Raw genomic sequence first — 24,543 nt, 5'->3', positions numbered from 1 at the left:
AATCTATTGCGCGGCCATCGGCATCCGGGCGATCTGGCACCGCTGCCACAGCGCCGACAGCGCGCCGACCAGATGGTCGATATCGGCATCGGTATGCACGGGCGAGGGCGTGATGCGCAGCCGCTCGGTGCCTTTGGGCACGGTGGGATAGTTGATCGGCTGGATGTAGATGCCGAATTCTTCCAGCAGCGTGTCCGAGATGAACTTGCACTTGACCGGGTCGCCCACCATCACCGGGATGATGTGGCTGGGGTTGGGCAGATGCGGGATGCCCTCGGCGTCGAGCCGGGCGCGCACCTGGGCCACGCGCGCCTTTTGCAGGTCGCGTTCCGCATTCGACTGCTTCAGATGCCGGATCGAGGCCGCGGCCCCGGCGGCGACCGCCGGGGGCAGGGCGGTGGTAAAGATGAACCCGCTGGCAAAGCTGCGCACGAAATCGCACAACGCGGCCGACGCGGCGATATAGCCGCCCACCACGCCGAAGGCCTTGCCCAGTGTGCCCTCGATCACGGTCAGGCGGTCCATCAGCCCTTCGCGTTCGGCGATGCCGCCGCCGCGCGGACCGTAAAGGCCGACGGCATGCACTTCGTCCAGATAGGTCATGGCGCCGAATTCATCGGCCAGGTCGCAGATTTCCTTGATCGGCGCGATGTCGCCGTCCATCGAATAGACCGATTCAAAGGCGATCATCTTGGGCGCCTCGGGGTCGGCGGCGGCCAGCTTGGCGCGCAGGTCGTCCAGATCGTTGTGCTTCCAGATCACCTTCTGCGCCCGCGAATGGCGGATGCCCTCGATCATCGAGGCATGGTTCAGCGCGTCCGAGAACACGATCAGGCCGGGGATCCTGGCCGCCAGCGTCCCCAGCGCCGCCCAGTTCGAGACGTAGCCGGAGGTGAACAGCAGCGCCGCCTCTTTCCCGTGCAGGTCGGCCAGTTCCTGCTCCAGCAGGACGTGGTCGTGGGTGGTGCCGGAAATGTTGCGGGTGCCGCCCGCACCGGCGCCGCAGCGGTCCAGCGCATCATGCATCGCCGCCAGAACCGACGGGTGCTGACCCATGCCCAGATAGTCGTTCGAACACCAGATGCGCACGTCCCGTGTCGCCGCGCCATCGGTCTGGCGGGCATTGGGAAAGGCGCCGCATTTGCGCTGCAGGTCGATGAAGACACGATAGTTGCCCTCGGCCTTCAGGTCGCTGAGGCTCTGGCTGAAGAAACGCTCGAAATCCATGTCTCGATCTCCCCGGAGAACTGGCTGTTGGCGGGCAGACTATGGGCGCGCGCACGCCGGGAACATGACAATAGTCAAGCGACGGCGGGAAAAGGGTGGTGCGCCGCGCGCGGGTTTGGCATAGGCTGGCGCAGGGATGGATGGGCCGGGTTCTCGGCCGGACAAAAGGGGATGCCTTCGTGGCGCATGAAGCACAAAAAGCCATTGCGCGGCAGTCGCTGCTGCTCAAAAGCCTGCCGGATCAGCATGTCGAAACCCTGCTGAGCCACGCGATCTGGCGCCAGTATGACCGTGGCGAGACGATCTTTGTGCAGGAAGAAAGCGCCCAGGCCGTGCATGTGGTGCTGGCCGGATGGGTCAAGCTGTTCCGCATGTCGCCCACCGGGGCCGAGGCCGTGGTCAGCGTTTTCACCCGCGGCGAAAGCTTTGGTGAGGCGGTGGCGCTGCGCAACGTGCCCTATCCGGTTTCGGCCGAGGCTGTCTCGGCCTGCGAGATCATGCACATTCCCAGCCCGGTGCTGATTTCCTTGATGAAGACCGACCCCGAGATCGGGATCTCGATCCTGGCTTCGACCTTCACCCATCTGCATGCGCTGGTGTCCCAGCTGGAACAGCTCAAGGCCCAGACCGGGGCGCAGCGGGTGGCCGAGTTCCTGCTGAACCTGTGTGACTGCGACGAAGGCGCCTGCGAAGTCGAACTGCCCTATGACAAGATGCTGATCGCCGGGCGTCTGGGCATGAAGCCGGAAAGCCTGAGCCGGGCGTTTTCACGGCTCAAGGCGGTGGGGGTGAAGATCAACCGCAACCACGCGGAAATCTCGGACATACCGCTGCTGCGCGACTATGCCGACAGCGATCCGGCCGACAATTGGGCGCGCTAGCTCACTGCGTCGCGGACCGACCCGAAGGCGCGCCGGTTCGGCGCGTCTTTTTTTCCGCAGGAATCTATTGTACACAAATAGTATTCTAGTGTAGCGTCCCGGAAAAACGCCATGCACAAGGGACGACGATGACACCCGTGTTCAGATTCCAGGGGATCTATACCCCGGTGGTGACGCCCTATGCCGATGATTTCAGCGTCGATTGGGATGCGCTGGCCGAGGTGATCGAATACCTGGTCGAAAATGGCGTGCACGGTCTGATCTCGGGTGGGTCCACGGGCGAAAACTATGCCCAGACGGTCGATGAAAGGCTGGAACTGGCGCGTTTTACCCACCACCGATTGAAGGGTCGGCTGCCTTTGGTGGTCGGGACCGGCGCGATGTTGACGCCGGATTCGATCGCGTTGGCCCATGGCGCGCGCCAGATCGGGGCCGATGCCATCCTGCTGGCCAGCCCGCCCTATTCGGTGCCGACCGACCGGGAAAACGCCCTTAATGCGCTGGCCATCGACAAGGCGGCGGATTTGCCGGTGATGCTGTACAACTATCCGCACCGCACCGGCACGATGATGGGGGCGGAGTTCCTCGACCGTGTGGGGCGCAGCCGCAATTTCTGCGGCATCAAGGAAAGCTCGGGCGACATCAACCGCGTACACATGCTGGCGCGGGACTATCCGCATATTAAGCTGGGCTGCGGCATGGACGATCAGGCGCTGGAATTCTTCGCCTGGGGCGCGCCGTTCTGGGTCTGTGGCGGGTCGAATTTTCTGCCGCGTGAGCATGTGGCGCTGTACGAGGCCTGCGTGCTGAAGGGCGACTTCGCCAAAGGCCGCCGTATCATGTCGGCGCTGATGCCGTTGATGCGGGTGCTCGAACAGGGCGGCAAGTTCATCCAGACCATCAAGCATGGGGTCTCGATGAACGGCATCCCTGCAGGCGCGGTTCGGCCGCCTCTGAAGGGGCTGAACAAGGATGACAAGCGCGCGCTGGAACAAGTGACCCGCGTGTTGAAGCGCAAGATCGCAGATATCATGGCGGAGGGCTGAGGCATGGGCTTGCTGACACGGGATGAATACGCATCCATCGCCGCCGGGCTGGACCTGCCCACCGGCGCCTTCATCGATGGCGGCTATCGCCCGGCGATCTCGGGCGCGGTGTTTCCCACGGTGAACCCGGCCACCGGCGCGGTGCTGACCGAGGTCGCGGCCTGCGCCGCCGCCGATGTGGACCTGGCCGTGGAAAAGGCGCGCGAGTCCTTCGACGACGGCCGCTGGTCGCGCCTGCACCCGTCGGCGCGCAAGGATGTGTTGATCCGCCTGGCCAAGCTGATGACCCGCAATGCCCGCGAACTGGCGGTGATGGAGAGCATCGACAGCGGCAAGACCATCTTTGATTGCGAAACCGTGGACGTGCCCGAGGCGATCCACTGCTTGAAATGGCACGCCGAGGCGATCGACAAGATTTACGATCAAGTCGCGCCTGCAAGCGACGACCACATCGCGATGATCCTGCGCGAACCGATCGGGGTGGTGGGGCTGGTGCTGCCGTGGAACTTCCCCCTGCTGATGCTGGCCTGGAAGATCGGCCCGGCGCTGGCGGCCGGGTGCTCGGTGGTGGTGAAGCCGGCGATGGAAACCCCACTGACCGCCCTGCGTCTGGCCGAACTGGCGGCCGAGGCAGGGCTGCCGCGCGGTGTTCTGAATGTGGTTCCGGGTGGCGGCGCCGAGGTGGGCGAACCCATCGGGCGGCACATGGACATCGACATGGTGTCCTTCACCGGTTCGACCGTGACGGGCAAGAAATTCCTGACCTATGCGGCCGAAAGCAACGCCAAGGAGGTGGTGCTGGAGATGGGCGGCAAGAACCCGGCCATTGTGCTGGAGGATGCCGAGAACCTCGACCGGGTTGCCGCCCATGTGGTGAACGGGGCGTTCTGGAACATGGGCGAGAATTGCTCGGCCACGTCGCGCCTGATCGTGCACCGCGCGGTCAAACCCGAGTTGCTGGAGCGCATCGCCCATCACGCCCGCCAGTGGACTGTGGGCGATCCGCTGGACCCTGCAACCCGTCTGGGCGCGCTGATCAGCAAAGACCATTTCAACAAGGTCTGCGGCTATCTCGACAAGGCGCCGACAGTCCTTCTGGGCGGCAAGGCCGAAAACGGGTTCGTCGAGGCAACCGTGGTCGAGCTACCGGACAACGACGCGCCGCTGGCGCGCGAGGAAATCTTTGGGCCCGTTCTGTCGGTGATCGAGGTTGCGGGGTTCGACGAGGCCATCGCGATGGCCAACGACACGCCATATGGGCTGTGTGCGTCGCTGTTCACCGCCAATGCCAAGCGCGCCCTGCGCGGTGCCCGCGCGATCCGGGCCGGAACCGTGACGGTGAACGGCTTTGGCGAGGGCGACATCTCGACCCCGTTCGGCGGCTACAAGCAGTCGGGCTTTGGCGGGCGGGACAACGGGCTGCATGCGCATGACCAGTACACGCAGCTGAAGACGCTGTGGATCGACCTGTCGGATGATGCCGACGAGGCGGTGGATTGACGCGGTTCACCGCGTGCCGCCTGCCGGTTCAGCGCGGCCAGGCGGCGTGGAATGCCCTGCTGGGCCCGCAACCTCCCGCGCGGCAGCTTTCAGGCAATGTCACCGCCGATTTCACCATCGTGGGCGCCGGTTTTGCCGGGCTGTCTGCGGCGCGGCGTCTGCGGCAGCTGGTGCCCGATGCGCGGATCGTGGTGCTTGAAGCCGGGCGCGTGGCGGAAGGCGCGGCGGGGCGCAACTCGGGCTTCATGATCGATCTGCCGCATGATCTGGCCTCGGACGACTATTCTGGGGCGGGCGATGACCGGGCGATGATCGGGCTGAACCGGCAGGCCATTGCTTTTGCCCGCGCGGCGGTCGAGGAATACGGCATCGACCCCAACTATTTCGATCCGGCGGGCAAGGTGAACGGCGCGGCCAGCCCGGCGGGACACGCGCACAACCAAAGCTATTCCCGCCATCTGGACAGCCTCGGCGAGCGGTCCGAGATGCTGGACCGGCAGCAGATGCATGAACTTACCGGGTCCCGGCACTATGTCTCGGGGCTGTTTACGCCGGGCACGGTCATGCTGCAGCCGGCGGGCTATGTGCGCGGTTTGGCGGCGGGGTTGGCGGCCGATGGGGTGCAGATTTTTGAGCACGGCGCGGTCACTGGGTTCCAGCGCGACGGGGCGGGCTGGCGCGTGCAGACGGCGCTCGGGCAGGTCTCGACCGGCCGGCTGATCCTGTCGGTGAACGGTCATCTGGAGAGTTTTGGGGTGGAACGTGGCCGGCTGATGCAGCTGTTTCTGTTCGCCGCGATAACGCAGGAACTGGACGCTGATGCGCTGGCCAGGCTGGGTGGTCAATCGCGCTGGGGCGTGACCCCGTCCGATCCGATGGGCACCACCGTGCGCCGAATCGACACCGGGCAGGGCGGCAACCGGATCATCACCCGCACCTGCGCCGTGCTGCGCCCGGGCATGGAGGCGCGGGCATCGGACCTGCGGCGCGCGTCTGCGGTGATGCGGCGCAAGTTCGACCGGCGCTTTCCGCAGTTGCGCGGCATCGCGATGGAGTACGAATGGGCCGGCCATCTATGCCTGAGCCTGAACGGCGTCTCGGTCACCCGCGAGATCGAGACCGGCGTTTATTCCGCCTGCGTCCAGAACGGGTTGGGCACCGCGCGCGGCACCCTGACCGGGATCGCCGCGGCCGAAATGGCCTGTGGCGTGCGGTCCGGGATCAGCGAGCATTTCGGCGCCGAGGACCGTCCCAAACGCCTGCCGCCCCGGCCGTTGTCTGAGATCGGTGCCAACATGGTGCTGCGCTGGAAGGAATGGCGCGCGCGCGACGAATGAAAAAGGCCCGCCTGACAGGCAGGCGGGCAAGTGGAGTGTTTCCTAATAGTGCTGGTTCAATTCGTCGGCGGCGGGAATTTCCCGCTCGCGCCGGGCGATATAGTCGCGCAGCGCCTCGTCGGTGGCCGGGTCCAGGCGGGGCTCTTGATACTCGGCCAGCAGCTTGCGGGCGTTGTTCAGCGCGCGCTCGGTGATTTCGACCTCGCCCTCGGCCACCCATTGTTCGATCGAGTTGTTGTCGAACAGTTCGGGCATGAAGAACGCCTCCTGAAAGTTCTCCTGCGTGTGCGGATGGCCCAGATAGTGGCCGCCGGGGCCGATATCGGATACGGCGGCAACGGCCTCGTCGAAGTCGTGCCATTTCGGCCCCTCGGCCATGCGGTAGGCCATGGCGCATTGCTCGGCATCGACCACGAATTTGGCGGTCGAGCAATGCATCCCCGCCTCGTTCCAGCCCGCCGAATGCCAGATATAATTTGCCCCCGCATGGATCACCGCCGACAGCGTCGTCGCCGATTCATATCCCGCCTGCGCATCGAATGTCTTGGCCCCGCCCAGCGTGTTCGAGCTGCGCCACGGCACGCCGTAATGCCGCGCCATCTGGCCGATCATGAAGTTCATCAGGCTGATCTCGGGCGTGCCGGCCATCGGCGCGCCGGACTTCATGCTGACGGTCGACAGGTAGTGCCCGTAGATCGCCGGACAGCCGCGCCGGATCACCTGCGTATAGGCCAGCGCGCTCAGCGCCTCGGCGTTCAGCTGCGCGACCGTCGCAGGCACGCTGGCCGGCGTGTTGGCCCCGCCCAGCACGAAGGGCGAGCACAGCACCGGCTGGTTGCGGCGGCAGAAGGCGCGCATCGCCCCCAGCATGGTCTCGTCCCAGACCAGCGGCGAGTTGCCGTTGCAGTTGCCGGTGGTGACCGGGTGATCCTCCATGAACTTCTCGCCGAACAGGATCGCGCACATCTCCATCACGTCTTCGGCGTTTTTGGGCGAGGTGGTCATGCCCATGAAGGTCTTGTCGGAATATTTCATCGACGAATAGGTGATGCGCAGGTGGCGCTGGCTGATCGGGTGATCATAGGGTTCCACGATGTGGTGGGCGCTGGAATGCAGTGCGGGCAGCATGTGGCTGAGCTTGTGGAACATTGCCAGATCGTCCAGCGTCGGGTTGCGGCGCACGTCATCCAGATCGCGTAGAAACGGCGCGCCGGTCATCGGCACGAAAATCGCATGCGGCCCGCCCAGGCGCACATTCTTGCGCGGGTCACGGGCATGATAGGTGAAATCCGAGGGGATCGTCGCGATCAAGTCGCGGACCAGCCCGCGATCAAGATACACCCGCTCGCCGTCAACCTTGGCTCCAGCCGCCTTCCAGTCGGCCAGCGCGATCGGGTCGCGGAACTGCACGCCCACGTTTTCGAGGATATCCATCGAGGCCGCGTCGATCCGCGCGACCTGCGACCCGTCCATCACTTCGCACAGCGGGATGGTGCGGGTCAGGCCCGGCAACATGTCAAAGCTGGGTGCGGTGCGCAGGGCGCGGCGGGCGGCGCGGCCTCCGGTCCGAGTGCGTGTGGCGGTCTGGGTCATTCTGGGCCTCCTTTGACACCAGTCTGACCGCCGACCGGGGGCGCGACCTGCAGGATTGCGAAATACTGTTGCGGAATGCGACATCGAGCCCGTGAATTGCCCGCAACAGCTGCTAAGCTGCGCTTCGCAGGATCAGGAACAATGCACAGAGCAGACCGAGAATGAATTCCGCCACATCTGAAACCGCCCGGCTTGAGGGTGAATATGACTATATCATCATAGGCGCGGGTACGGCGGGCTGCGTGCTGGCCAACCGGTTGACCGAAGACCCCAAGACACGGGTTCTGCTGCTCGAGGCGGGCAAGTCGGACAACTACCACTGGGTCCACATCCCGGTGGGGTATCTGTACTGCATCGGCAATCCGCGCACCGACTGGATGATGAAAACCGCGCCCGAGCCGGGGCTGAACGGGCGGTCGCTGGCCTATCCGCGGGGCAAGGTGCTGGGCGGGTGCAGCTCGGTCAACGGGATGATCTACATGCGCGGGCAGGCGGCCGACTATGACCATTGGCGGCAACTGGGCAATGCGGGCTGGGGCTGGGACGACGTGCTGCCCTATTTCCTGAAATCCGAAGATCATCACGCCGGCGACAGCGAAATGCACCGGACCGGCAGCGAATGGAAGGTTCAGAAACAGCGGCTGAGCTGGGAGATCCTGAAGGCCGTGCAGGACGGCGCGCGCGAGATCGGCATACAGCCCCGCGCCGATTTCAATGACGGCAACAACGAAGGCTCGGGGTTTTTCGAGGTCAACCAGAAGAACGGCGTGCGTTGGAACACGGCCAAGGGATTTCTGCGCCCGGCGATGAAACGGCCCAACCTGCGGGTCCTGACCGAGGCCGAGACGCTGGGTCTGATCCTCGAAGGCAAGGCCGTGCGCGGCGTGCGCTTTGCCCGTGGCGGCACCGAATACCGGGCCCTGGCCGGGGCCGAGGTTCTGCTGGCAGCGGGGGCGATCAACTCGCCCAAGCTGCTGGAACTGTCGGGGATCGGCGACCCTCAGGTGCTGGCGGCGCATGGAATCGCGGTTCAGCATGAAAGCGCGGGCGTGGGGGCGAACCTGCAGGACCACCTGCAGATCCGAACCGTGTTCAAGGTGCAGAACGCCAAAACCCTGAACACCATGGCCAACAGCCTGTGGGGCAAGGCGCGCATCGTGGCGCAATACGCCCTGACTCGGTCGGGTCCGATGGCGATGGCGCCCAGCCAGTTCGGCATGTTCACCAAGTCCGACCCGATGTTGGCCACGCCGGATCTGGAATATCACGTACAGCCGCTGTCGACCGACCGGCTGGGCGATCCGCTGCATCCGTTCCCGGCCATCACCGTCTCGGTCTGCAATCTGCGGCCCGAAAGCCGGGGGCACTGCCACATCACCACGCCCGATCCGACGGCCCAGCCCGAGATCAGGTTGAACTACCTCTCGGCCGAGCGTGACCGGCAGGTGGCGGTCAAATCCGTACAGCAGGCCCGGCAGGTGATGGCCGCGCGGGCGCTGGCGCCCTATCACCCGCAAGAGGTTCTGCCCGGCCCCGAGATCAACGACCAGCAGGGCCTTCTGGATGCGGTGGGCGACATCGCCACCACGATCTTTCACCCGGTCGGCACCTGCCGCATGGGCAATGATGCCGCCGCGGTGGTCGATCCACGGTTACGCGTTCGGGGGCTGGAGGGGCTGCGGGTGGTCGATGCCTCGGTCATGCCGAAGATCGTCTCGGGCAATACCGCCTCGCCGGTGATCATGATCGCGGAAAAGGCCGCCGACATGATACGTGGACGGGCATGAGCACGGCACAGGGGCTTGCGCCTTGGCCCGTCGGACATAAATGACCGCCAGCCTCATCAACCGGAAAAGCTGAACCGATGCAGGACACATTGATCTTTGAACGCCGGTCGCTGAACGCGGCAAAATGGGCCAGCCTGTTCATGGCAGGTGCCGGGGTTGTGGCCGGGTTGCTGGCAAACTCCGATGCGCTGTTGCTGGACGGGTTGTTCTCGGGGCTCAATTTCGCAACGGCTGTGGTGGCGGGATGGGTCGCCGCCTCGATCCGACGGGCCCCGGACCAGAACCGCCCCTTCGGATACGAGATCGACGAATCCGTCTTCGTGATGTTCCGCAGCCTGCTGCTGTTCGGGATCATCGTGATGGCAGCAGGTTCGGCAGTGAATCGTCTGCTGGCCTATGCCAAGACGGGCGAAGCCGCGCCGGTGGTTCTGGAATGGATCCTGATCTATGCCGGGTCGATGGCGGCGACCTGCCTGGCGCTGTTCGCCTATCACCGCTGGAACTGGCGCCGCACCGGCAAGACCAGCGATCTGCTGCGGGTCGAGGCCCGGGCCGCGATGGTCGACGGGGTGCTGAGCCTTGGGGCCGGGGCGGCGTTTTTCGCGATCAACCTGCTTGAGGGCGGGCCGCTTGCCGGTCTGGTTCCGGTGTCGGATGCGCTCGTGGTGTTGCTGCTGTGCCTGGCGCTGCTGCCGCAGCCGATCAAGGTGTTTCTGGGCGCGCTGCGCGATATCGTGGGTGTGGCGCTGCCGGCAGATGCCCGGGCCGAGATCATTGGGCAGGCCCGCCGGATCTGTGCAGACAGCCCGTTTCAGGTGCTGGACGTGGCGACGGTGCGCAGCGGGCGGGCGCTGTTCCACCTTGTCTATCTGAAACCCGCCGAACCCGTTACGATCGAAGCCTTCGAGGCCGTCCGCGACCGGCTGGCCCAGGCCGCAAGCCCGGGCCGGGTCGCGTTGACACTGGCCTCGGACCCGCCCTTTGGCCCGGCCCCGCGCGCTCAGTAATCGGCGACCAGCAGGAATTCGGGCGCGGTGTCTTCCTCGATCGTGGCAAAGCGCGGGATCGGCTGTTCGAACACGTTGTCGGTGCGGTCGTCATTGACGGTCGAGACCTCGCCGATCAGACAATCGCCCTTTTCCGCCCAGAAGGCGTGCCAGATGCCGGGCATCAGCGTGACGCTTTCGCCCGGTTTCAGGCGCAGATGCTCGCCCGGCCGGATGGTCACCGGGCAGGCGTCGCTGGGCACGGTGACGGGGGTGTCGCGGTCGATGCTGCCATCGGGGGCCGAGGCGTAGATCTCCATCACCAGATCGCCGCCGCCGCGGTTGATGATGTCCTCGGCCTTGACGATGTGGCGATGCATCGGTGAGAGCTGTTTGTCACGCGAAATCAACAACTTCTCGGCATAGAGCATGCCCCGGCCCGCGCTCAGGTCCTTTTCGTCGCCATTGCGCAGGGTGAACAGGAACAGGCCCAGCTCGTCGAACTTGCCCTGGCCGTAATCGGTGATGTCCCAGCCAAGGCTGCGGGCGCGGATGCCGGCGGCCTGCGGGCTGCGCATCTGCTCGGGTGTCCAGTCGGCAAAGGGCGGCAGGGCAAAGCCGAACGAATTGATGAAGGCCTGCGCCTCGGCCTTGATGCGGTTGATCTCGGATCGTTTCATATCGGTGCTTTCGATGACTTACAGCTCGTGCGCCCAGGGCGGGTTGGCCCCAGCGCGGGATACGGTGACGGCGGCGATCTTGCCGCCCAGTTCCAGCGCGGCGCGCAGGTCGTCGGGCAAGATCGCGCGGAGCGCCTTTTTGCTCAGCAGCCCGGCGCGGTGCAGTTGCGCCAACACCCCGGCGTTGAACGTGTCGCCCGCGCCCACCGTATCGACCACCTGAACCGGCGTGACCGGCACCGAAACCGTGCGGCCATCGGCCAGATACCCGGTCGCGCCTTGGCTGCCGCGCGTGACGATCACCACTGCGGGGCCGGCCTGCAGCAGCAGCGGCACCTTTTCTTCCAGCGTTTCGGGGCCGGGGACGATCCAGTCCAGATCTTCGTCTGAGACCTTGACGATGTCGGCCTGCGCGATCATCCGGTTCAGCCGGGTGCGATAGCGGGTCTGGTCCTGGATGAAACCGGGGCGGATGTTGGGGTCGATCATCACTGCGCGCTCGGCCCCGTGGCGGTCCAGCAGGGCGGCATAGGCATCGGCGCAGGGCTCGCAGGCCAGGCTGATGCCGCCGAAATACAGCGCCGAGGTCGTGCTCAACTGGTCCGGCATGTCCTCGGGGCGCAGCATCCGCCCGGCCGAGTTTTCATCGACGAAGGAGTAGGTTGCGTGCCCGTCCTGCAGTTGTACGAAGGCCAGCGTGGTCGGACGGTCCGATAGAACAACCTGCGAGCCATCCACATGACTGTCTTTCAGGGCCTGCGCCAATTGCTGGCCGAACATGTCGCGCGACAGCCCGGTCAGCATTCCGGCAGGCGCACCCAGCCGGCCCAGGGCGATGGCGGTGTTGAACACCGCGCCGCCCGAATGCGGCACGAAACCTTGCGCGCCCGAAACCGTCGGCTCTGCGATCATGTCGATCAGGGCCTCGCCACAGCACAGGATCATGTCCCGGCTCCTTCCTTCTGCAAAGATCAGGCGGTGAGTTTACCGCGCGAGCGCATTTTTGCAGAAGTTGTTAGCGCCAACAATGCCAAATTCGGCCTGTTCCGACACATAAACGCCAAAGGCCTGCCGCAGCGCGTCGAACCGGCCGCCGGCGTTGAAGGCCGCCAGAAAGTCGTCGCCGAACAGCCAGCGGTTCTTCTCGGCCACGCCGCCCACAAGGAAGACGCCGCCGGTGGGCATCACGGTCACGGCCATGTCGCCCATCACGGCGCCCAGATGGGTGGTGAAGATCTGCGCGGCGCGCATGGCGACCGGATCGGACCCGTCGCGCGCGGCCTGCAGGATGTCCTTGGCGGGCAGGGCGGGCGTGTCGGGCTGGCCAGCGGTCATGCCTAAGGCGCGATACAGGATCGGCAGGCCCGTTCCGCTGAGGAACATCTCGGCCTCAAGCGTCAGGCTGTTGCCAAAGAAACACTCGGGCGCGATCCGGCGGGCGGCTTCGAACACGTTCACCTCGTCGCGGGTGCGGGGTGACAGGCCGACATGGCCGCCCTCGCCCGAGACGGTGTGATAGTGGCCTTCGGAATACAAAAGCGCGCCGACGCCCAGCCCGGTGCCGGGGCCGACCACCAGTCGGGTGCCCTTGGGCGGGGTCGGGTCGCCTTGCAGGGCTTGCACGTCATCGCCGGTGATTTCGGCCACCGACCACGCGGCGGCGGTGAAGTCGTTGATGACAAAGGTGTGGTCCGCGCCGGTGGCCGTGGCGATGTCAGCCTCGGACAGATCCAGATTGGCATTGGTCAGGCGGATCGTGCCATTGCGCACCGGGCCTGCGCCCGCGGCGACCACGGCGCGCGGCGGCGTTCCGATCTCGGCGCACAGGTCGTGCAGGGCGGCCAGAAACTCGGGCAGGGTGCCGGTGGGCGATTTGCGCAGATCGGTGAGCGTGCCATTGGTGACAACCCCCAGCCGCGTGTTGGTGCCGCCGATATCGGCCACCAGGTTCCAGTGGTCGTGCATCGCGCCCCTGGGCTGCGCCATCGGAACCGAGACGGGATCGCCCTGGGCCAAAGCGGTTTGCATCGCTCGGAACGAGGCCTTGGGGCGGCGTTCCAGCGTGTCGAAATCGACATCGACCAGGCCGAACCGCTTTTCGTATCCCAGTGCCCATTCGTAATTGTCCAGCAGCGACCAGATGAAATAGCCCTTGACCGGAACGCCCTGATCCAGCGCGTCCTGCACCGCCGCCAGATGCTGATTCAGATAGTCGATGCGGTCGTCATCCTGCTGCCGCTCGGGGCTGGCCATGCCGTTTTCGGTGACATAGATCGGCAGATCGCCGGTGTAGTCCCGCGCCGTACGGGTCAGGAACCGGGTCAGCGCGCCTGGCTCGATCTCCCACCCCATCTGCGTCTTGGGCAGGGGGCCGGGGACCTCTTGCAGGCTGGGCCAGGGCGTGTCGGCGGGCGCGATCAGTTTGCGGGTATAGTAGTTCAGCCCGCACCAGTCGACCGGCGTGCCGATCGTGTCGAAATCGTCCTGCCACCCGTCGGGCAGGTGGGCCTGCAGCCCGTGCAGCACATTCTCGGGATAGGCCTTGTTGAACACGCCGCCCAGGAAGAACCGGTTGTAGATGCCGTCGTACAGATCGGCGGCCGCGCGGGCCTCGAGGGTGTCATCGGCAGGTTCGGCCCATTCCAGGTTGAACACCGCGCCCAGGTTCGACATGCCAAGGCCCCGCATCGCCTGAATCGCGCGGCCATGGGCCAGAAGGACGTGATGCATGGCGCGGGCCGTGGCGCGGATGTCGCGCAGGCCGGGGGCGTGGTGGCCTTCGAAATGGCTCAGCCAGCTGACGCACCAGGGCTCGTTGATCGGGGCGACGCTGTACATGCGGTCGCCGATGCGGCGCATGATGATCTCGGTGAAATCGGCGAACCAGTTGGCGATGTCGCGGTTGCGCCAGCCGCCCAGGTCGGCCAGCGCCGAGGGCAGCTCCCAATGATACAGGGTGGCGCAGGGGCGGATGCCGCGTTCCAGCAGAGCGTCGGCCAGCCGGTCGTAATAGTCCAGCCCGGCCTGGTTCACCGGCCCGCGCCCTTCGGGCAGCACGCGCGCCCAGCTGGTGGAAAAGCGATAGCAATCGAAACCGGCCTCGCGGATCAGGTCGAAATCCTGTTCGAACCGGTGCAGGTGGTCGCAGGCCAGATCGCCGCTTTCGGCGCGCACAACGTTGCCGGGCGTGGCCGCGAAACTGTCCCAATGGGTCGGGCCGGCGCCGCCCTGTGCGTGGCCTTCGATCTGATAGGCCGAGGTTGCGACACCAAAGAGGAAGTCTTTGGGGAAATCAGCGCGGGTGTATTTCATGTTCAGAACCTGTTGGGGGCGGGACCGGTCGAGCCGCCGACTACCAGTTCGGCCTCGAGCAATCTAGTCTTGACCGGGTCGTGTGGCGCGCGGATGCGCTCGATCAGCATCTCGGCGGCCAGTTCGCCGGCGTGGCGCACCGAAGACCGGGTGGCAGTAAAGATCGGAACGTCCTGTCCGTTCTTCAGATAGGACAGGTCATCGTCATGGGCGATCACCGATACGTCGCGTCCCATCTTCAGCCCGGCCTCGTCCAGCGCGCGCCGCACCCCGATCGCCGAGATCATCGAGGAAGTCAGGATTGCGGTCGGCGGATCGTCCAGCCGCAGCATGTCTCGGGTTTCGTGGTGGCCATAGACCTCGGTCATCTCGGCGCTGCGCATCAGGGCCGGGTCGGGCGACAGGCCGGCCTGTTTCAGCGCCTCGAGATACCCGTCGCGGCGCCTTTGGGCAAAGTCCATGTCTTCCAGACCGTTGATCAGCGCAATCCGCCGGTGGCCCAGGTCGATCAGGAATCGGGTGGCGCGCAGGAACGAGCTTTTGTTGTTCACGTCGATCCAGTCATAGGGCAGGCTGACGCCGGTCGACCGGCCATGCACGATGAACGGCACCTGCATCCGGGTCAGAACCTCGATCCGCGGCTCGTTCACCTTCGGGCCCTGAAGCACCACGCCATCAACCGCGCCGCGCTGGAACAGGCTGCGATAGGCGTCTTCGATCGAGGTGTCGTCGGCATTGGTGAACATCATGTCATAGCCGTGCTCGGCATATTTCTTGACCGCGCCGGCGACGAAATCACCGAAGATCGGGTTCACCATCTCGTGCCGCGACGAGCTGGGGATAACATGGCCGATCACCATCGACCGGCCCGTCGCCAGCCCCTTGGCGCGCGCATTCGGCCGATAGCCATGTTTGGCCGCCGCCGCCTGAACCCGCAGGCGGGTTTCTTCGCTCACCTCGGGGTATCCGTTCAGCGCGCGGCTGACCGTCGTAGGTGACAGGTCCAGGATCTGAGAGAGCTGCTTCAGGTTCATTCGGCTTTCAAAGCGCCTTCAAAATGCGGTTCGTTTCCTGTTTTGCGGGCAATGTCTTTCTGCGTCAAGTCGTTTCGCCATTTCAAAGCTTAGGGTATTAAATCAAGCTGATCGGGAAAACTGACGATTGACAGATGCGGTCCGTTGGCGGATAACAGCCGGCATCCAAAGCGCTTTGAAAACCGAGTCTCACATGCGCCAGATACCTTTGGGAGGATGATCCATGAAATTCAAGCTGTATGCAGGTGCGGCCACGTTCGCTCTGATGGCGGGTGCGGCACAGGCCGACAAGGTCACCGTGTTCGGGCCGTGGCTTGGCCCGGACCAAGAGAATGTCGAAAAGGTGCTTGATGCCTTTGCGGCGGCGACTGGCCATGAATATTCTTATGTCGGGTCGGACAGCTTCGAGCAGCAGATCCGCATCGACGCCGAGGCCGGGTCGGCGCCGAACATCGCCGTGTTCCCGCAGCCGGGCCTTGCGGCCGACATGGCCAAGAGCGGATTTCTGACGCCGCTGGCCGATGGAACGGCGGACTGGGTGCGCGACAACTATGCCGCGGGCCAGTCCTGGGTCGATCTGGGCACCTATGCCGGGCCGGACGGTCAGGACCACCTGTATGGCTTCTTCTACAAGGTCGATGTGAAGTCGCTGGTCTGGTATGTGCCCGAAAATTTCGAGGACGCGGGATATGAGATTCCCACCACGATGGAAGAGCTGAAGGCGCTGACCGACCAGATCGTCGCCGATGGCGGCACGCCCTGGTGCATCGGCCTGGGTTCGGGCGGGGCGACAGGCTGGCCTGCGACCGACTGGGTCGAGGACATGATGCTGCGGACCCAGTCTCCCGAGGACTACGACGCGTGGGTTACCAACGAGCTGAAGTTCAACGACCCCAAGGTCGTGGCTGCGATCGAAGAATTCGGCGCATTCGCCCGCAATGACGACTATGTCGCCGGCGGCGCGGGCGCGGTTGCAACCACCGATTTCCGCGACAGCCCCAAGGGTCTGTTCAGCTCGCCGCCGCAATGCTACATGCACCGGCAGGCCTCGTTCATCCCGGCCTTCTTCCCCGAAGGCACGGTCGTGGGTGAGGACGCGGATTTCTTCTATTTCCCCGCCTATGAAAGCAAGGATCTGGGCAGCCCCGTGCTGGGCGCGGGCACCTTGTGGGCGATCACCAATGACAGCCCCGCGGCGCATGATCTGATCGCCTTCCTGCAGACCCCCGAGGCGCATGAGACCTGGATGGCGCTCAGCGGCTTTTTGACCCCGCACAAGGGCGTGGATACGTCGGTCTTTGCCGATCCGACGCTGAAGAAGATGAACGACATCCTGCTGGGCGCGACCACCTTCCGGTTCGATGGGTCCGACCTGATGCCGGGCGCGGTTGGTGCGGGCAGCTTCTGGACCGGCATGGTCGACTATGTCGGCGGCAAATCCGCACAAGAGGTCGCGGACGAGATCCAGGCGTCCTGGGACGCGATCAAGTAACTTCTTGAACCCCGGGCAACCCGAAAGAACGGGTTGCCCGACCCATCGTCGCCACGGAGGGTGACATGCATCCCGCAATCCAAGGTCTGCTGACGATCGCCATCGGCGTATCCGGCTGCATCGGCTATTTCTACCTGTCCAACCAAGTTCTGGACAAAATCCTGTTCCCGGCCCGCGGCCCGAATGCCGGGCGCAACATCAATCGCGCGAACATGATCCGGCCATGGCTGTTCCTGTTTCCCGCCCTGGCGGCGCTGGGGCTGTATCTGGCTTACCCGGTGGTGGAAACGCTGCGCCTGTCGCTGACCGAGCGCGTGCCCGGTGGCGGGTACGAATGGGTCGGCCTCGACAACTATGCCCAGATGGTCGCCGAGCCGAAATTCTGGGAAGCGATGCGCAACAACATGCTGTGGCTGATCGTGGTCCCGGCGCTGTCGACGGCATTCGGCCTTTTGGTGGCCCAGCTGACCGACCGCATCCGCTGGGGCAGCATCGCCAAGTCGTTGATCTTCATGCCGATGGCGATCTCGTTCGTGGGCGCCTCGGTGATCTGGAAGCTGGTCTATGACACCCGCCCGGTCGAGCAGGACCAGATCGGCATGCTGAACGCCCTGTACATCTTCTTTGGCGGAACCGAGCCGCAAACCTGGCTGACCATTCCGCTGTGGAACAATTTCTTCCTGATGATCGTGCTGATCTGGATTCAGACGGGTTTTGCCATGGTGATCCTGTCGGCGGCCCTGCGCGGCATTCCCGAAGAAACGGTCGAGGCCGCCATTCTGGATGGCGCGAGCCCGTTTCAGATCTTCTTCAAGATCAAGGTGCCGCAGATCAAGACCACGATTCTGGTGGTGTGGACAACGATCACCATCGTCGTGCTGAAGGTTTTCGACATCGTGTTCGCCATGACCAACGGCCAGTGGGAGACACAGGTCTTGGCCAACTACATGTTCGACAAGCTGTTCCGCGCCAATGACTGGGGCGTGGGCTCGGCTGCGGCCATGGTCATCATGCTGCTGGTGACGCCGATCCTTGTCTGGAACGTGCGCAACGCGCGCAAGGAAATGGAATAGGAGGGCGCGTCATGAGTGAGATCGCAGGAACCCGCCCGGCGCTCAGATGGGCCGTACATGCCTCGGTTCTGTTTCTGGTGGTGCTGTGGGTGGTGCCCACGCTGGGCCTGTTCATCTCGTCGTTTCGCACGGCGGACCAGATCGCGACCAGCGGCTGGTGGCGGGCGATTTTCCCGTCCGAGCAGAACCTGACGCTGCGCAGCGCCGCGCCCGACACCCAGGTGCAGGAAAACGGCCTGTATGTGATCGAAGGCAACCTGTTCGACGCCGGAACCAAGGCGCGCATCTCGAAATGGGGCATCAGCTCGCGCGAGATCGATGCGTTTGAGCCGGGCCAGACGGCCGAGCTGCGCAAGGGCGGTACGATCACCGTTCAGGCCAATGGCGACTACCGGATGGAGAACACCCAAGCATTCACCGGCAGCCGTGGGTCGCGCGTCTTCGTGACCGCCGAACTGCCGCCCGAATTCACGCTGGACAATTACCACAAGGTCCTGCTGGCCGAGGACAGCACCGACAGCATGGCCAAGGCGTTCTTTAACACGCTGACGGTCACGATTCCAGCCACGATCATTCCGATCCTGGTGGCGGCTTTTGCGGCCTATGCGCTGGCCTGGATGGATTTCCCGGGCCGTGCGCTGTTGATCGCCGCGGTGGTCGGTCTGCTGGTGGTACCTTTGCAACTGGCGCTGATCCCGCTGCTGAAATTCCACCTGAACATCGGCATCGGCAAAGGGTATCTGGGCGTCTGGCTGGCCCATACCGGCTTTGGCATGCCGCTGGCGATCTATCTTCTGCGCAACTACATGGCCGGGCTGCCCCGCGACCTGATCGAGAATGCGCGGGTCGACGGCGCCACCGAGTTTCAAATCTTCACCAAGCTGATCCTGCCGCTGAGCTTTCCGGCGCTGGCCTCGTTCGCCATCTTCCAGTTCCTGTGGACATGGAACGACCTGCTGGTGGCCAAGGTGTTCCTGATCGACGCATCCGGGGAAACCACCGTGATGACCAACAGTATCGTCGAGCTTCTGGGCACCCGTGGCGGCAATTGGGAAATCCTGGCCACGGCCGCATTCGTGTCGATCGCGGTGCCGCTGGTCGTCTTCTTTGCAATGCAGAAATACCTGGTCCGCGGATTGCTGGCCGGTTCAGTCAAATAAGGGCGTGTGATGAACGTGCAGAACAACGTGGACCTCAAGCACTCAACCAAGACGGCGTCCGACTGGTGGCGCGGCGGGGTGATCTATCAGATCTACCCGCGCAGCTTTCAGGACAGCAACGGCGACGGCATCGGAGACCTGCGGGGCATCACCCAGCGGCTGGACTACATCGCCGGTCTGGGGGTTGATGCGATCTGGATCTCGCCCTTCTTCAAGTCGCCGATGAAGGATTTCGGGTACGATGTCAGCGACTATCGCGCCATCGATCCGATGTTCGGCACGATGGAGGATTTCCAGACGTTGCTGGACCGCGCCCATGGTCTGGGTCTGCGGGTGATGATCGACCTGGTTCTGTCGCATACCTCGGACCAGCACCCGTGGTTCGTCGAAAGCCGCAGCAACCGCGAAAACCCCAAGGCCGACTGGTATGTCTGGGCCGACCCCAAGCCGGACGGGACCCCGCCCAACAACTGGCTGTCGATCTTCGGCGGCTCGGCCTGGCAGTGGGATACGCGCCGGCAGCAGTATTACCTGCACAACTTCCTGACCTCGCAACCGGACCTGAATTTCCACAACCCCGACGTGCAGGACGCGCTGCTGGACGTGGCGCGGTTCTGGCTGGACATGGGCGTTGACGGGTTCCGGCTGGACACGATCAACTTCTACTTCCACGACGCGCAACTGCGCGACAACCCGGCGCTGCCGCTGGATCAGCGCAACGCCACCATCGCGCCGATGGTCAACCCCTACAACCATCAGGATCACCTGTATTCCAAGAGCCAGCCGGAAAACATCGCCTTCCTGGAACGGCTGCGCGCCCTGACCGACCAATATGACGGTCGCGCTTGTCTGGGCGAGGTGGGCGACGCACAGCGCGGGCTTGAGATCATGGGCGAATACACCCGTGGCGACACGCGCATGCACATGTGCTATGCGTTTGAATTTCTGGAAAAACGCCGCCTGACGGCAGAATACACCAAGCATGTGTTCGACCAGCTTCTGTCCAAGGCTGGCGACGCCTGGCCGTGCTGGGCGTTCTCCAACCACGACGTGCAGCGCCACGCCTCGCGCTGGGATCTGGACGAGGCCGGCATCCGCCAGCATGCGGTTCTGATGATGTGCCTGCGCGGCTCGGCCTGCCTGTATCAGGGCGAAGAGCTGGGCCTGCCCGAGGCCGACGTGCCCTTTGAACACCTGCAGGACCCCTATGGCATCGAGTTCTGGCCCGAATACAAGGGCCGCGACGGCTGCCGCACGCCCATGGTCTGGGCCGCGCAGGACGAACAGTCGGGCTTTACCACCGGTGCGCCCTGGCTGCCCGTCAGCACCACGCAGGCCGAGCGCGCCGTTGACCGGATGGAGGCCGATCCGCAGTCGGTGCTGAACCACTATCGCCGCGCCATCGCTTTGCGCCATGAATATCCGGCGCTGATGTCGGGCACCCAGTCCGACATGCGCGAAACCGGCCCGATCCTCAGCTTCCTGCGCGAGGATGGCACCCAGCAGGTGTTCTGTGCCTTCAACCTGGGCGATGGCGCCGCCGAAATCGACCTGCCCGAAGGCAACTGGCGCTGCATCGGTCAGGATCTGGGCGCAGTCGAGGTGCAGGGCCGCGCCACGCTGGCGCCGTCGCAATTCTGCCTGATGGTCCGAGAGAAAGGGTAACCCATGTCCGAGCTCAAGCTGACCGATGTCGCCAAGACCTATGGCAATGTCGATGTCCTCAAGGACATCAACCTCGAGATCGAGCGCGGCGAGTTGATCGTGTTCGTCGGCCCTTCGGGCTGCGGCAAGTCCACCCTGCTGCGGATGATCGCGGGGCTGGAACGCATTTCGGGCGGGACGCTGGAGATCGAGGGGCAGGTGATGAATGACGTGCCCCCGGCACAGCGCGGCATCGCCATGGTGTTCCAAAGCTACGCGCTGTATCCGCACATGACCGTGCGCGAGAACATGGCCTTTGCCCTGAAGATCGCCAAGATGCCCGCCGATCAGATCGACGCGGCGGTGAACCGCGCGGCGCAGATCCTGCAGCTGGAACCGTTTCTGGACCGGTTGCCCAAGGCTCTGTCGGGCGGTCAGCGTCAGCGGGTCGCCATCGGCCGGGCCATCGTGCGCGACCCCAAGGTCTATCTGTTCGACGAGCCGCTGTCGAACCTCGATGCCGCGCTGCGGGTGGCCACGCGGATCGAGATCGCGCGCCTGAAAGAGGCGATGCCCGACAGCACGATGATCTATGTCACCCACGACCAGGTCGAGGCAATGACCCTGGCCAGCCGGATCGTGGTTCTGGCCAACAAGGGTATCGCGCAGGTCGGCACGCCGCTGGAGCTGTACGAGACGCCTGACAATGAATTTGTGGCCCAGTTCATCGGCTCGCCCGCCATGAACCTGCTGCCGGGCACGATCACCGGCGCCGGCGCCACCACGACCGTCGCGCTGGATTCCGGCGGCACGGCGGTGTCGGCCATCCCGACCCGGGAAACGGATGCCGGCAAGAAGGTCAATGTGGGCGTCCGGCCCGAGGACCTGGTGGTGGCCGATGGCGCGCCCCTGCTGACCGGTGTCGTGGATTTCACCGAAGCCTTGGGCGAGGTGACGCTGCTCTATTTCGCCAAGGCGCCGGGGGCCGAGTCGGTGATAGGCAAATTGCCGGGCATCCATCGCGGTTTGCGTGGGCAGACGGTCTCGGTCTCGGCGGCGCCGGAAAAAGTGCACCTGTTCCATGACGGGCTGTCGATGCGCCCGCGCGCCTGACACTTCTGATTCTGCCGAAAAAGGCCGCATCTCGCCCCGAGTGGGCCGGGGCGCGGCCTTTTTTTGTCACCCAGGCGCGTGGGTTGGACCGTCGGATGCCCCTGATCCGAACGCAACGCGCCCCGCCGCCGTTTCCAACTCGACGCATTCTGACGTATGATTTGGGGGCGAGTTCGCAGGAATTGCCCGGTGTGGCTGCCAATCTGGACCTACGAATTTCGCAAACTGTCACTTTTTGGACTGACGCAGCGGTCGCAAAACTCTAACGTGACGTACATACAACAAGAAAACTCAGTCCAAACACGGGAGAAAACCAATGGCGAAATCGTCGAATGTGAACCGTCGCACGGTGTTGAAGGGGGCCGGTGCGGCCGCTCTTGCCGCGCCACTCTACAGCAAAAGCGCGCTGGCATCCTCGGGCGAGGTCAACATCCTGATGTGGTCGGATTACCTGCCGCCCAGCTTTCTTGAGGCTTTCGAGGCCAAGACCGGCATCAAGGTGAACTATACCGGCATCGGCTCGAACGAGGAAATCATCAACAAGATGAAGGCCACCAAGGGCCAGGGTTTCGACATCGTGTCGCCCACCAACAACCGCTCGCTTCAGTGGGAGCCGCTGGAACTGCTGCAGCCCTTCGACATGAGCCGCGTGCCCATCGACAAGGTGAACCCGGCCATGGCCAAGATCGGCACGGATGCTTGGAACTTCGGCGGCAAGGGCGCCCACTGGCTGCCGCATATCTGGGGCACCGAGGGCATCGCCTATCGCACCGACCTGTGGCTGCCGGATGGCGACGCGCCGTCCTATGGCGATGTCTGGTCCGAGGAAAACGCCGGCAAGACCATGGGCCGGGCGCATTCGATGATGCTGGGCGCGGGCCTGTACATGGAGCGTGCGGGCGAGATGGAGCCCGGTTCGGTCTGGGCGGCCTACAATGACGAGGACACCATGCGCAAGGTCTGGGGCCAGATCACCGATTGGTGCATCGCCCGCAAGGACCGCATCAAGCTGCTGTGGAACGATGCCGACACCCAGAAGAACGGCCTGCTGAACGAAGGCGTGGTCGTCGGCCAGACCTGGGACGGCCCGCCGCTGGCGCTGAAATCGGCGGGCGAGCCGGTGCACTACCAGGCCCCGGTCGAAGGCGCGATGGCCTGGGTCGATGGCATGTCGATGCCCGTTGGCGCGCAGAACATCGACCAGATCTATGCGTTCATCGAATTCGCCTATCAGCCCGAGCCCGCAGGCGTTGCGATCGACAGCCACGGCTACAACTCGCCGGTACTGGGCGCCGACAAATATGCCGGCGACACCTACAAGAAGAATTTTGCCGAGGCCTATCCGGGCGACTCGCTGGCCAACCTGAACCCCTGGCCGGCCGAGGCGCCGTGGTACGCCGAGACCCGGACCGAGTTCGTCAACAAGTTCAAGAGCGCCTGATCGCGTCTCGATCACGCCCCCCGCACCGTCGCGGGGGGCCACAGGACCCCGCACGCGTGCGCCGCGTGACGGGCAACGATGCGGTGCGGCCCAAGGCTGTGTCACAGGGAGATACCAAAAATGAGTGCAGGAATCGGAGTTGATCTGGAAAACCTGTGGATTCGCTTCGGCGACTTCGTCGCCGTACGCGATGCGAACGTTCACATAAACGGGGGCGATTTCTTTTCGTTCCTCGGGCCTTCGGGCTGCGGCAAGACCACGATCCTGCGGGCGGTCTCGGGGTTCCTCGAGCCGAGCGAAGGCAATGTCCTGATCGGCGGCAAGAACATGAAGGGCATCGGTCCCAACAAGCGCCCGACCGCCCTGATCTTTCAGAACCTTGCGCTGTTTCCGCTGATGAAGGTCTGGGAAAACATCACCTTTTCGATGGAGATCAAGGGCGCCAGCGCCGCCGAGCGCCGCAAACGCGCGGATGAGCTGCTGGACATGATCGCGCTGCCGGGCCAGGGCGACAAGCTGCCCAGTGAATTGTCGGGCGGCCAGCGCCAGCGGGTGGCCATCGCGCGCGCCTTGTGCGCCAAGCCGGACGTGCTGCTGCTGGACGAACCGCTGTCGGCGCTGGACCTCAAGCTGCGCCAGCACATGCGCACCGAGCTGCGCGAAATTCAGCAGCGGGTGGGCATCACCTTCATCTACATCACCCATGACCAGGGCGAGGCCCTGACCATGTCGGACAACATCGCCGTGATGCGCGCCGGGGTGATCGACCAGATCGCCGACGGCAAGACCATCTACAACGATCCGGCCACGGCCTTTGCCGCCTCGTTCGTGGGCGAAAACAACGTGTTCCGCGGCAAGGCCAAGCGGGTGATGGGGGATGAGGCGCTGATCGCGACCAACCGCTCGGGGGAACTGGTGGCGCGGATTTCCACCGCCAACCGGGGCAAGCTGGCCGAGGGCGACGACGCCATGATGTTCATCCGGCCCGAGGCCTTCTCGGTCGCGCCCGAGGGCGCCAGCGGCGATCACTTCGTGACCGCGCGCGTGACGCACGAGGAATTCGAGGGCAACGTCTTCAACATCTTCACCGAAGGCGATGGCGGGAAAGAGATCAAGGTCTCGATCCCGAACCACGGCCAGTCGTTCAAGGACCACACCGGACAGAACATCACGCTGGAATACGACACCCGCAACGCGGTGGTGGTTCCGGCGGGTGAACTGGCCGCGGAATAGGGAG

At 64.5% G+C, this 24,543-nt stretch carries 19 protein-coding genes and 1 pseudogene; 13 read left to right on the top strand and 7 right to left on the bottom strand.

Annotated elements, in window-relative coordinates:
• Nucleotides 1-3: 3 nt before the first annotated feature.
• Nucleotides 4-1,227, bottom strand: coding sequence for a 5-aminolevulinate synthase (gene hemA / locus F3H26_RS06955; protein WP_149775331.1), 1,224 nt, complete (start codon nucleotides 1,225-1,227; stop codon nucleotides 4-6).
• A 179-nt stretch (nucleotides 1,228-1,406) separates the two neighbouring features.
• Between hemA and F3H26_RS06950 the strand changes: the two genes are divergently transcribed.
• From F3H26_RS06950 to F3H26_RS06935, 4 genes are all read left to right on the top strand, one after another.
• Nucleotides 1,407-2,108, top strand: coding sequence for a Crp/Fnr family transcriptional regulator (locus tag F3H26_RS06950; RefSeq protein WP_149775330.1), 702 nt, complete (start codon nucleotides 1,407-1,409; stop codon nucleotides 2,106-2,108).
• A 128-nt stretch (nucleotides 2,109-2,236) separates the two neighbouring features.
• Nucleotides 2,237-3,154 (top strand): dihydrodipicolinate synthase family protein, encoded by a 918-nt coding sequence (locus F3H26_RS06945; protein WP_149775329.1) that lies wholly within the window; start codon nucleotides 2,237-2,239, stop codon nucleotides 3,152-3,154.
• A 3-nt stretch (nucleotides 3,155-3,157) separates the two neighbouring features.
• Entirely contained in the window at nucleotides 3,158-4,654 is a 1,497-nt protein-coding gene (locus F3H26_RS06940) for an aldehyde dehydrogenase (RefSeq protein WP_149775328.1), read from the top strand.
• Nucleotides 4,651-5,991 (top strand): NAD(P)/FAD-dependent oxidoreductase, encoded by a 1,341-nt coding sequence (locus tag F3H26_RS06935; protein WP_149775327.1) that lies wholly within the window; start codon nucleotides 4,651-4,653, stop codon nucleotides 5,989-5,991. The genes F3H26_RS06940 and F3H26_RS06935 overlap by 4 nt, the downstream gene beginning before the upstream one ends.
• 42 nt (nucleotides 5,992-6,033) lie before the next feature.
• On the opposite strand, the gene F3H26_RS06930 is transcribed toward F3H26_RS06935, so the two are convergent.
• A complete protein-coding gene (locus F3H26_RS06930; RefSeq protein WP_149775326.1) occupies nucleotides 6,034-7,584 on the bottom strand; it encodes a trimethylamine methyltransferase family protein in 1,551 nt (516 codons plus the stop codon).
• Nucleotides 7,585-7,745: 161 nt separating this feature from the next.
• Between F3H26_RS06930 and F3H26_RS06925 the strand changes: the two genes are divergently transcribed.
• Nucleotides 7,746-9,371, top strand: coding sequence for a GMC family oxidoreductase (locus tag F3H26_RS06925; protein ID WP_149775325.1), 1,626 nt, complete (start codon nucleotides 7,746-7,748; stop codon nucleotides 9,369-9,371).
• Between the two features lie 77 nt (nucleotides 9,372-9,448).
• Nucleotides 9,449-10,378, top strand: a complete 930-nt coding sequence (locus F3H26_RS06920; RefSeq protein ID WP_149775324.1) for a cation transporter — start codon at nucleotides 9,449-9,451, stop codon at nucleotides 10,376-10,378.
• Here F3H26_RS06920 and F3H26_RS06915 read toward each other — a convergent pair.
• The 5 genes and pseudogenes from F3H26_RS06915 to F3H26_RS06900 form a co-directional block, all read right to left on the bottom strand.
• Nucleotides 10,372-11,037 (bottom strand): D-lyxose/D-mannose family sugar isomerase, encoded by a 666-nt coding sequence (locus tag F3H26_RS06915; protein ID WP_149775323.1) that lies wholly within the window; start codon nucleotides 11,035-11,037, stop codon nucleotides 10,372-10,374. The genes F3H26_RS06920 and F3H26_RS06915 overlap by 7 nt on opposite strands.
• 18 nt (nucleotides 11,038-11,055) lie before the next feature.
• Nucleotides 11,056-11,982 (bottom strand): carbohydrate kinase family protein, encoded by a 927-nt coding sequence (locus F3H26_RS06910; RefSeq protein WP_149775322.1) that lies wholly within the window; start codon nucleotides 11,980-11,982, stop codon nucleotides 11,056-11,058.
• A 39-nt stretch (nucleotides 11,983-12,021) separates the two neighbouring features.
• Complete coding sequence (locus F3H26_RS19605; RefSeq protein ID WP_223162459.1) at nucleotides 12,022-13,002, bottom strand: glucokinase; 981 nt, start codon at nucleotides 13,000-13,002, stop codon at nucleotides 12,022-12,024.
• 48 nt (nucleotides 13,003-13,050) lie between these two features.
• A pseudogene (locus tag F3H26_RS19600) lies at nucleotides 13,051-14,349 on the bottom strand (GH1 family beta-glucosidase); the annotation flags it as partial.
• A gap of 2 nt (nucleotides 14,350-14,351) precedes the next feature.
• Nucleotides 14,352-15,383, bottom strand: coding sequence for a LacI family DNA-binding transcriptional regulator (locus F3H26_RS06900; protein ID WP_149775320.1), 1,032 nt, complete (start codon nucleotides 15,381-15,383; stop codon nucleotides 14,352-14,354).
• A gap of 223 nt (nucleotides 15,384-15,606) precedes the next feature.
• On the opposite strand from F3H26_RS06900, the gene F3H26_RS06895 reads away from it, so the two are divergent.
• The 7 genes from F3H26_RS06895 (at nucleotide 15,607) to F3H26_RS06865 (ending at nucleotide 24,539) form a co-directional block, all read left to right on the top strand.
• On the top strand, nucleotides 15,607-16,875 hold the full coding sequence (locus F3H26_RS06895; protein ID WP_005977152.1) for an ABC transporter substrate-binding protein: 1,269 nt from the start codon (nucleotides 15,607-15,609) through the stop codon (nucleotides 16,873-16,875).
• 65 nt (nucleotides 16,876-16,940) lie between these two features.
• Nucleotides 16,941-17,948, top strand: a complete 1,008-nt coding sequence (locus F3H26_RS06890) for a carbohydrate ABC transporter permease (RefSeq protein WP_149775319.1) — start codon at nucleotides 16,941-16,943, stop codon at nucleotides 17,946-17,948.
• An 11-nt stretch (nucleotides 17,949-17,959) separates the two neighbouring features.
• Complete coding sequence (locus F3H26_RS06885; protein WP_149775318.1) at nucleotides 17,960-19,108, top strand: carbohydrate ABC transporter permease; 1,149 nt, start codon at nucleotides 17,960-17,962, stop codon at nucleotides 19,106-19,108.
• 9 nt (nucleotides 19,109-19,117) lie between these two features.
• On the top strand, nucleotides 19,118-20,773 hold the full coding sequence (locus F3H26_RS06880; protein WP_149775317.1) for an alpha-glucosidase: 1,656 nt from the start codon (nucleotides 19,118-19,120) through the stop codon (nucleotides 20,771-20,773).
• Between the two features lie 3 nt (nucleotides 20,774-20,776).
• Nucleotides 20,777-21,865 carry an ABC transporter ATP-binding protein gene (locus F3H26_RS06875; RefSeq protein ID WP_149775316.1) on the top strand — a complete coding sequence of 363 codons (1,089 nt, stop codon included), beginning with the start codon at nucleotides 20,777-20,779 and terminating at the stop codon, nucleotides 21,863-21,865.
• A gap of 316 nt (nucleotides 21,866-22,181) precedes the next feature.
• On the top strand, nucleotides 22,182-23,306 hold the full coding sequence (locus F3H26_RS06870; RefSeq protein WP_149775315.1) for an extracellular solute-binding protein: 1,125 nt from the start codon (nucleotides 22,182-22,184) through the stop codon (nucleotides 23,304-23,306).
• A gap of 120 nt (nucleotides 23,307-23,426) precedes the next feature.
• A complete protein-coding gene (locus F3H26_RS06865) occupies nucleotides 23,427-24,539 on the top strand; it encodes an ABC transporter ATP-binding protein (RefSeq protein WP_149775314.1) in 1,113 nt (370 codons plus the stop codon).
• The last annotated feature ends 4 nt before the right edge of the window (nucleotides 24,540-24,543 follow it).

This window comes from Ruegeria intermedia (assembly GCF_900129345.1).
In the GTDB taxonomy this organism is placed as follows: domain Bacteria; phylum Pseudomonadota; class Alphaproteobacteria; order Rhodobacterales; family Rhodobacteraceae; genus Ruegeria; species Ruegeria intermedia.
This window is presented reverse-complemented; position numbering and strand designations above follow the sequence as displayed.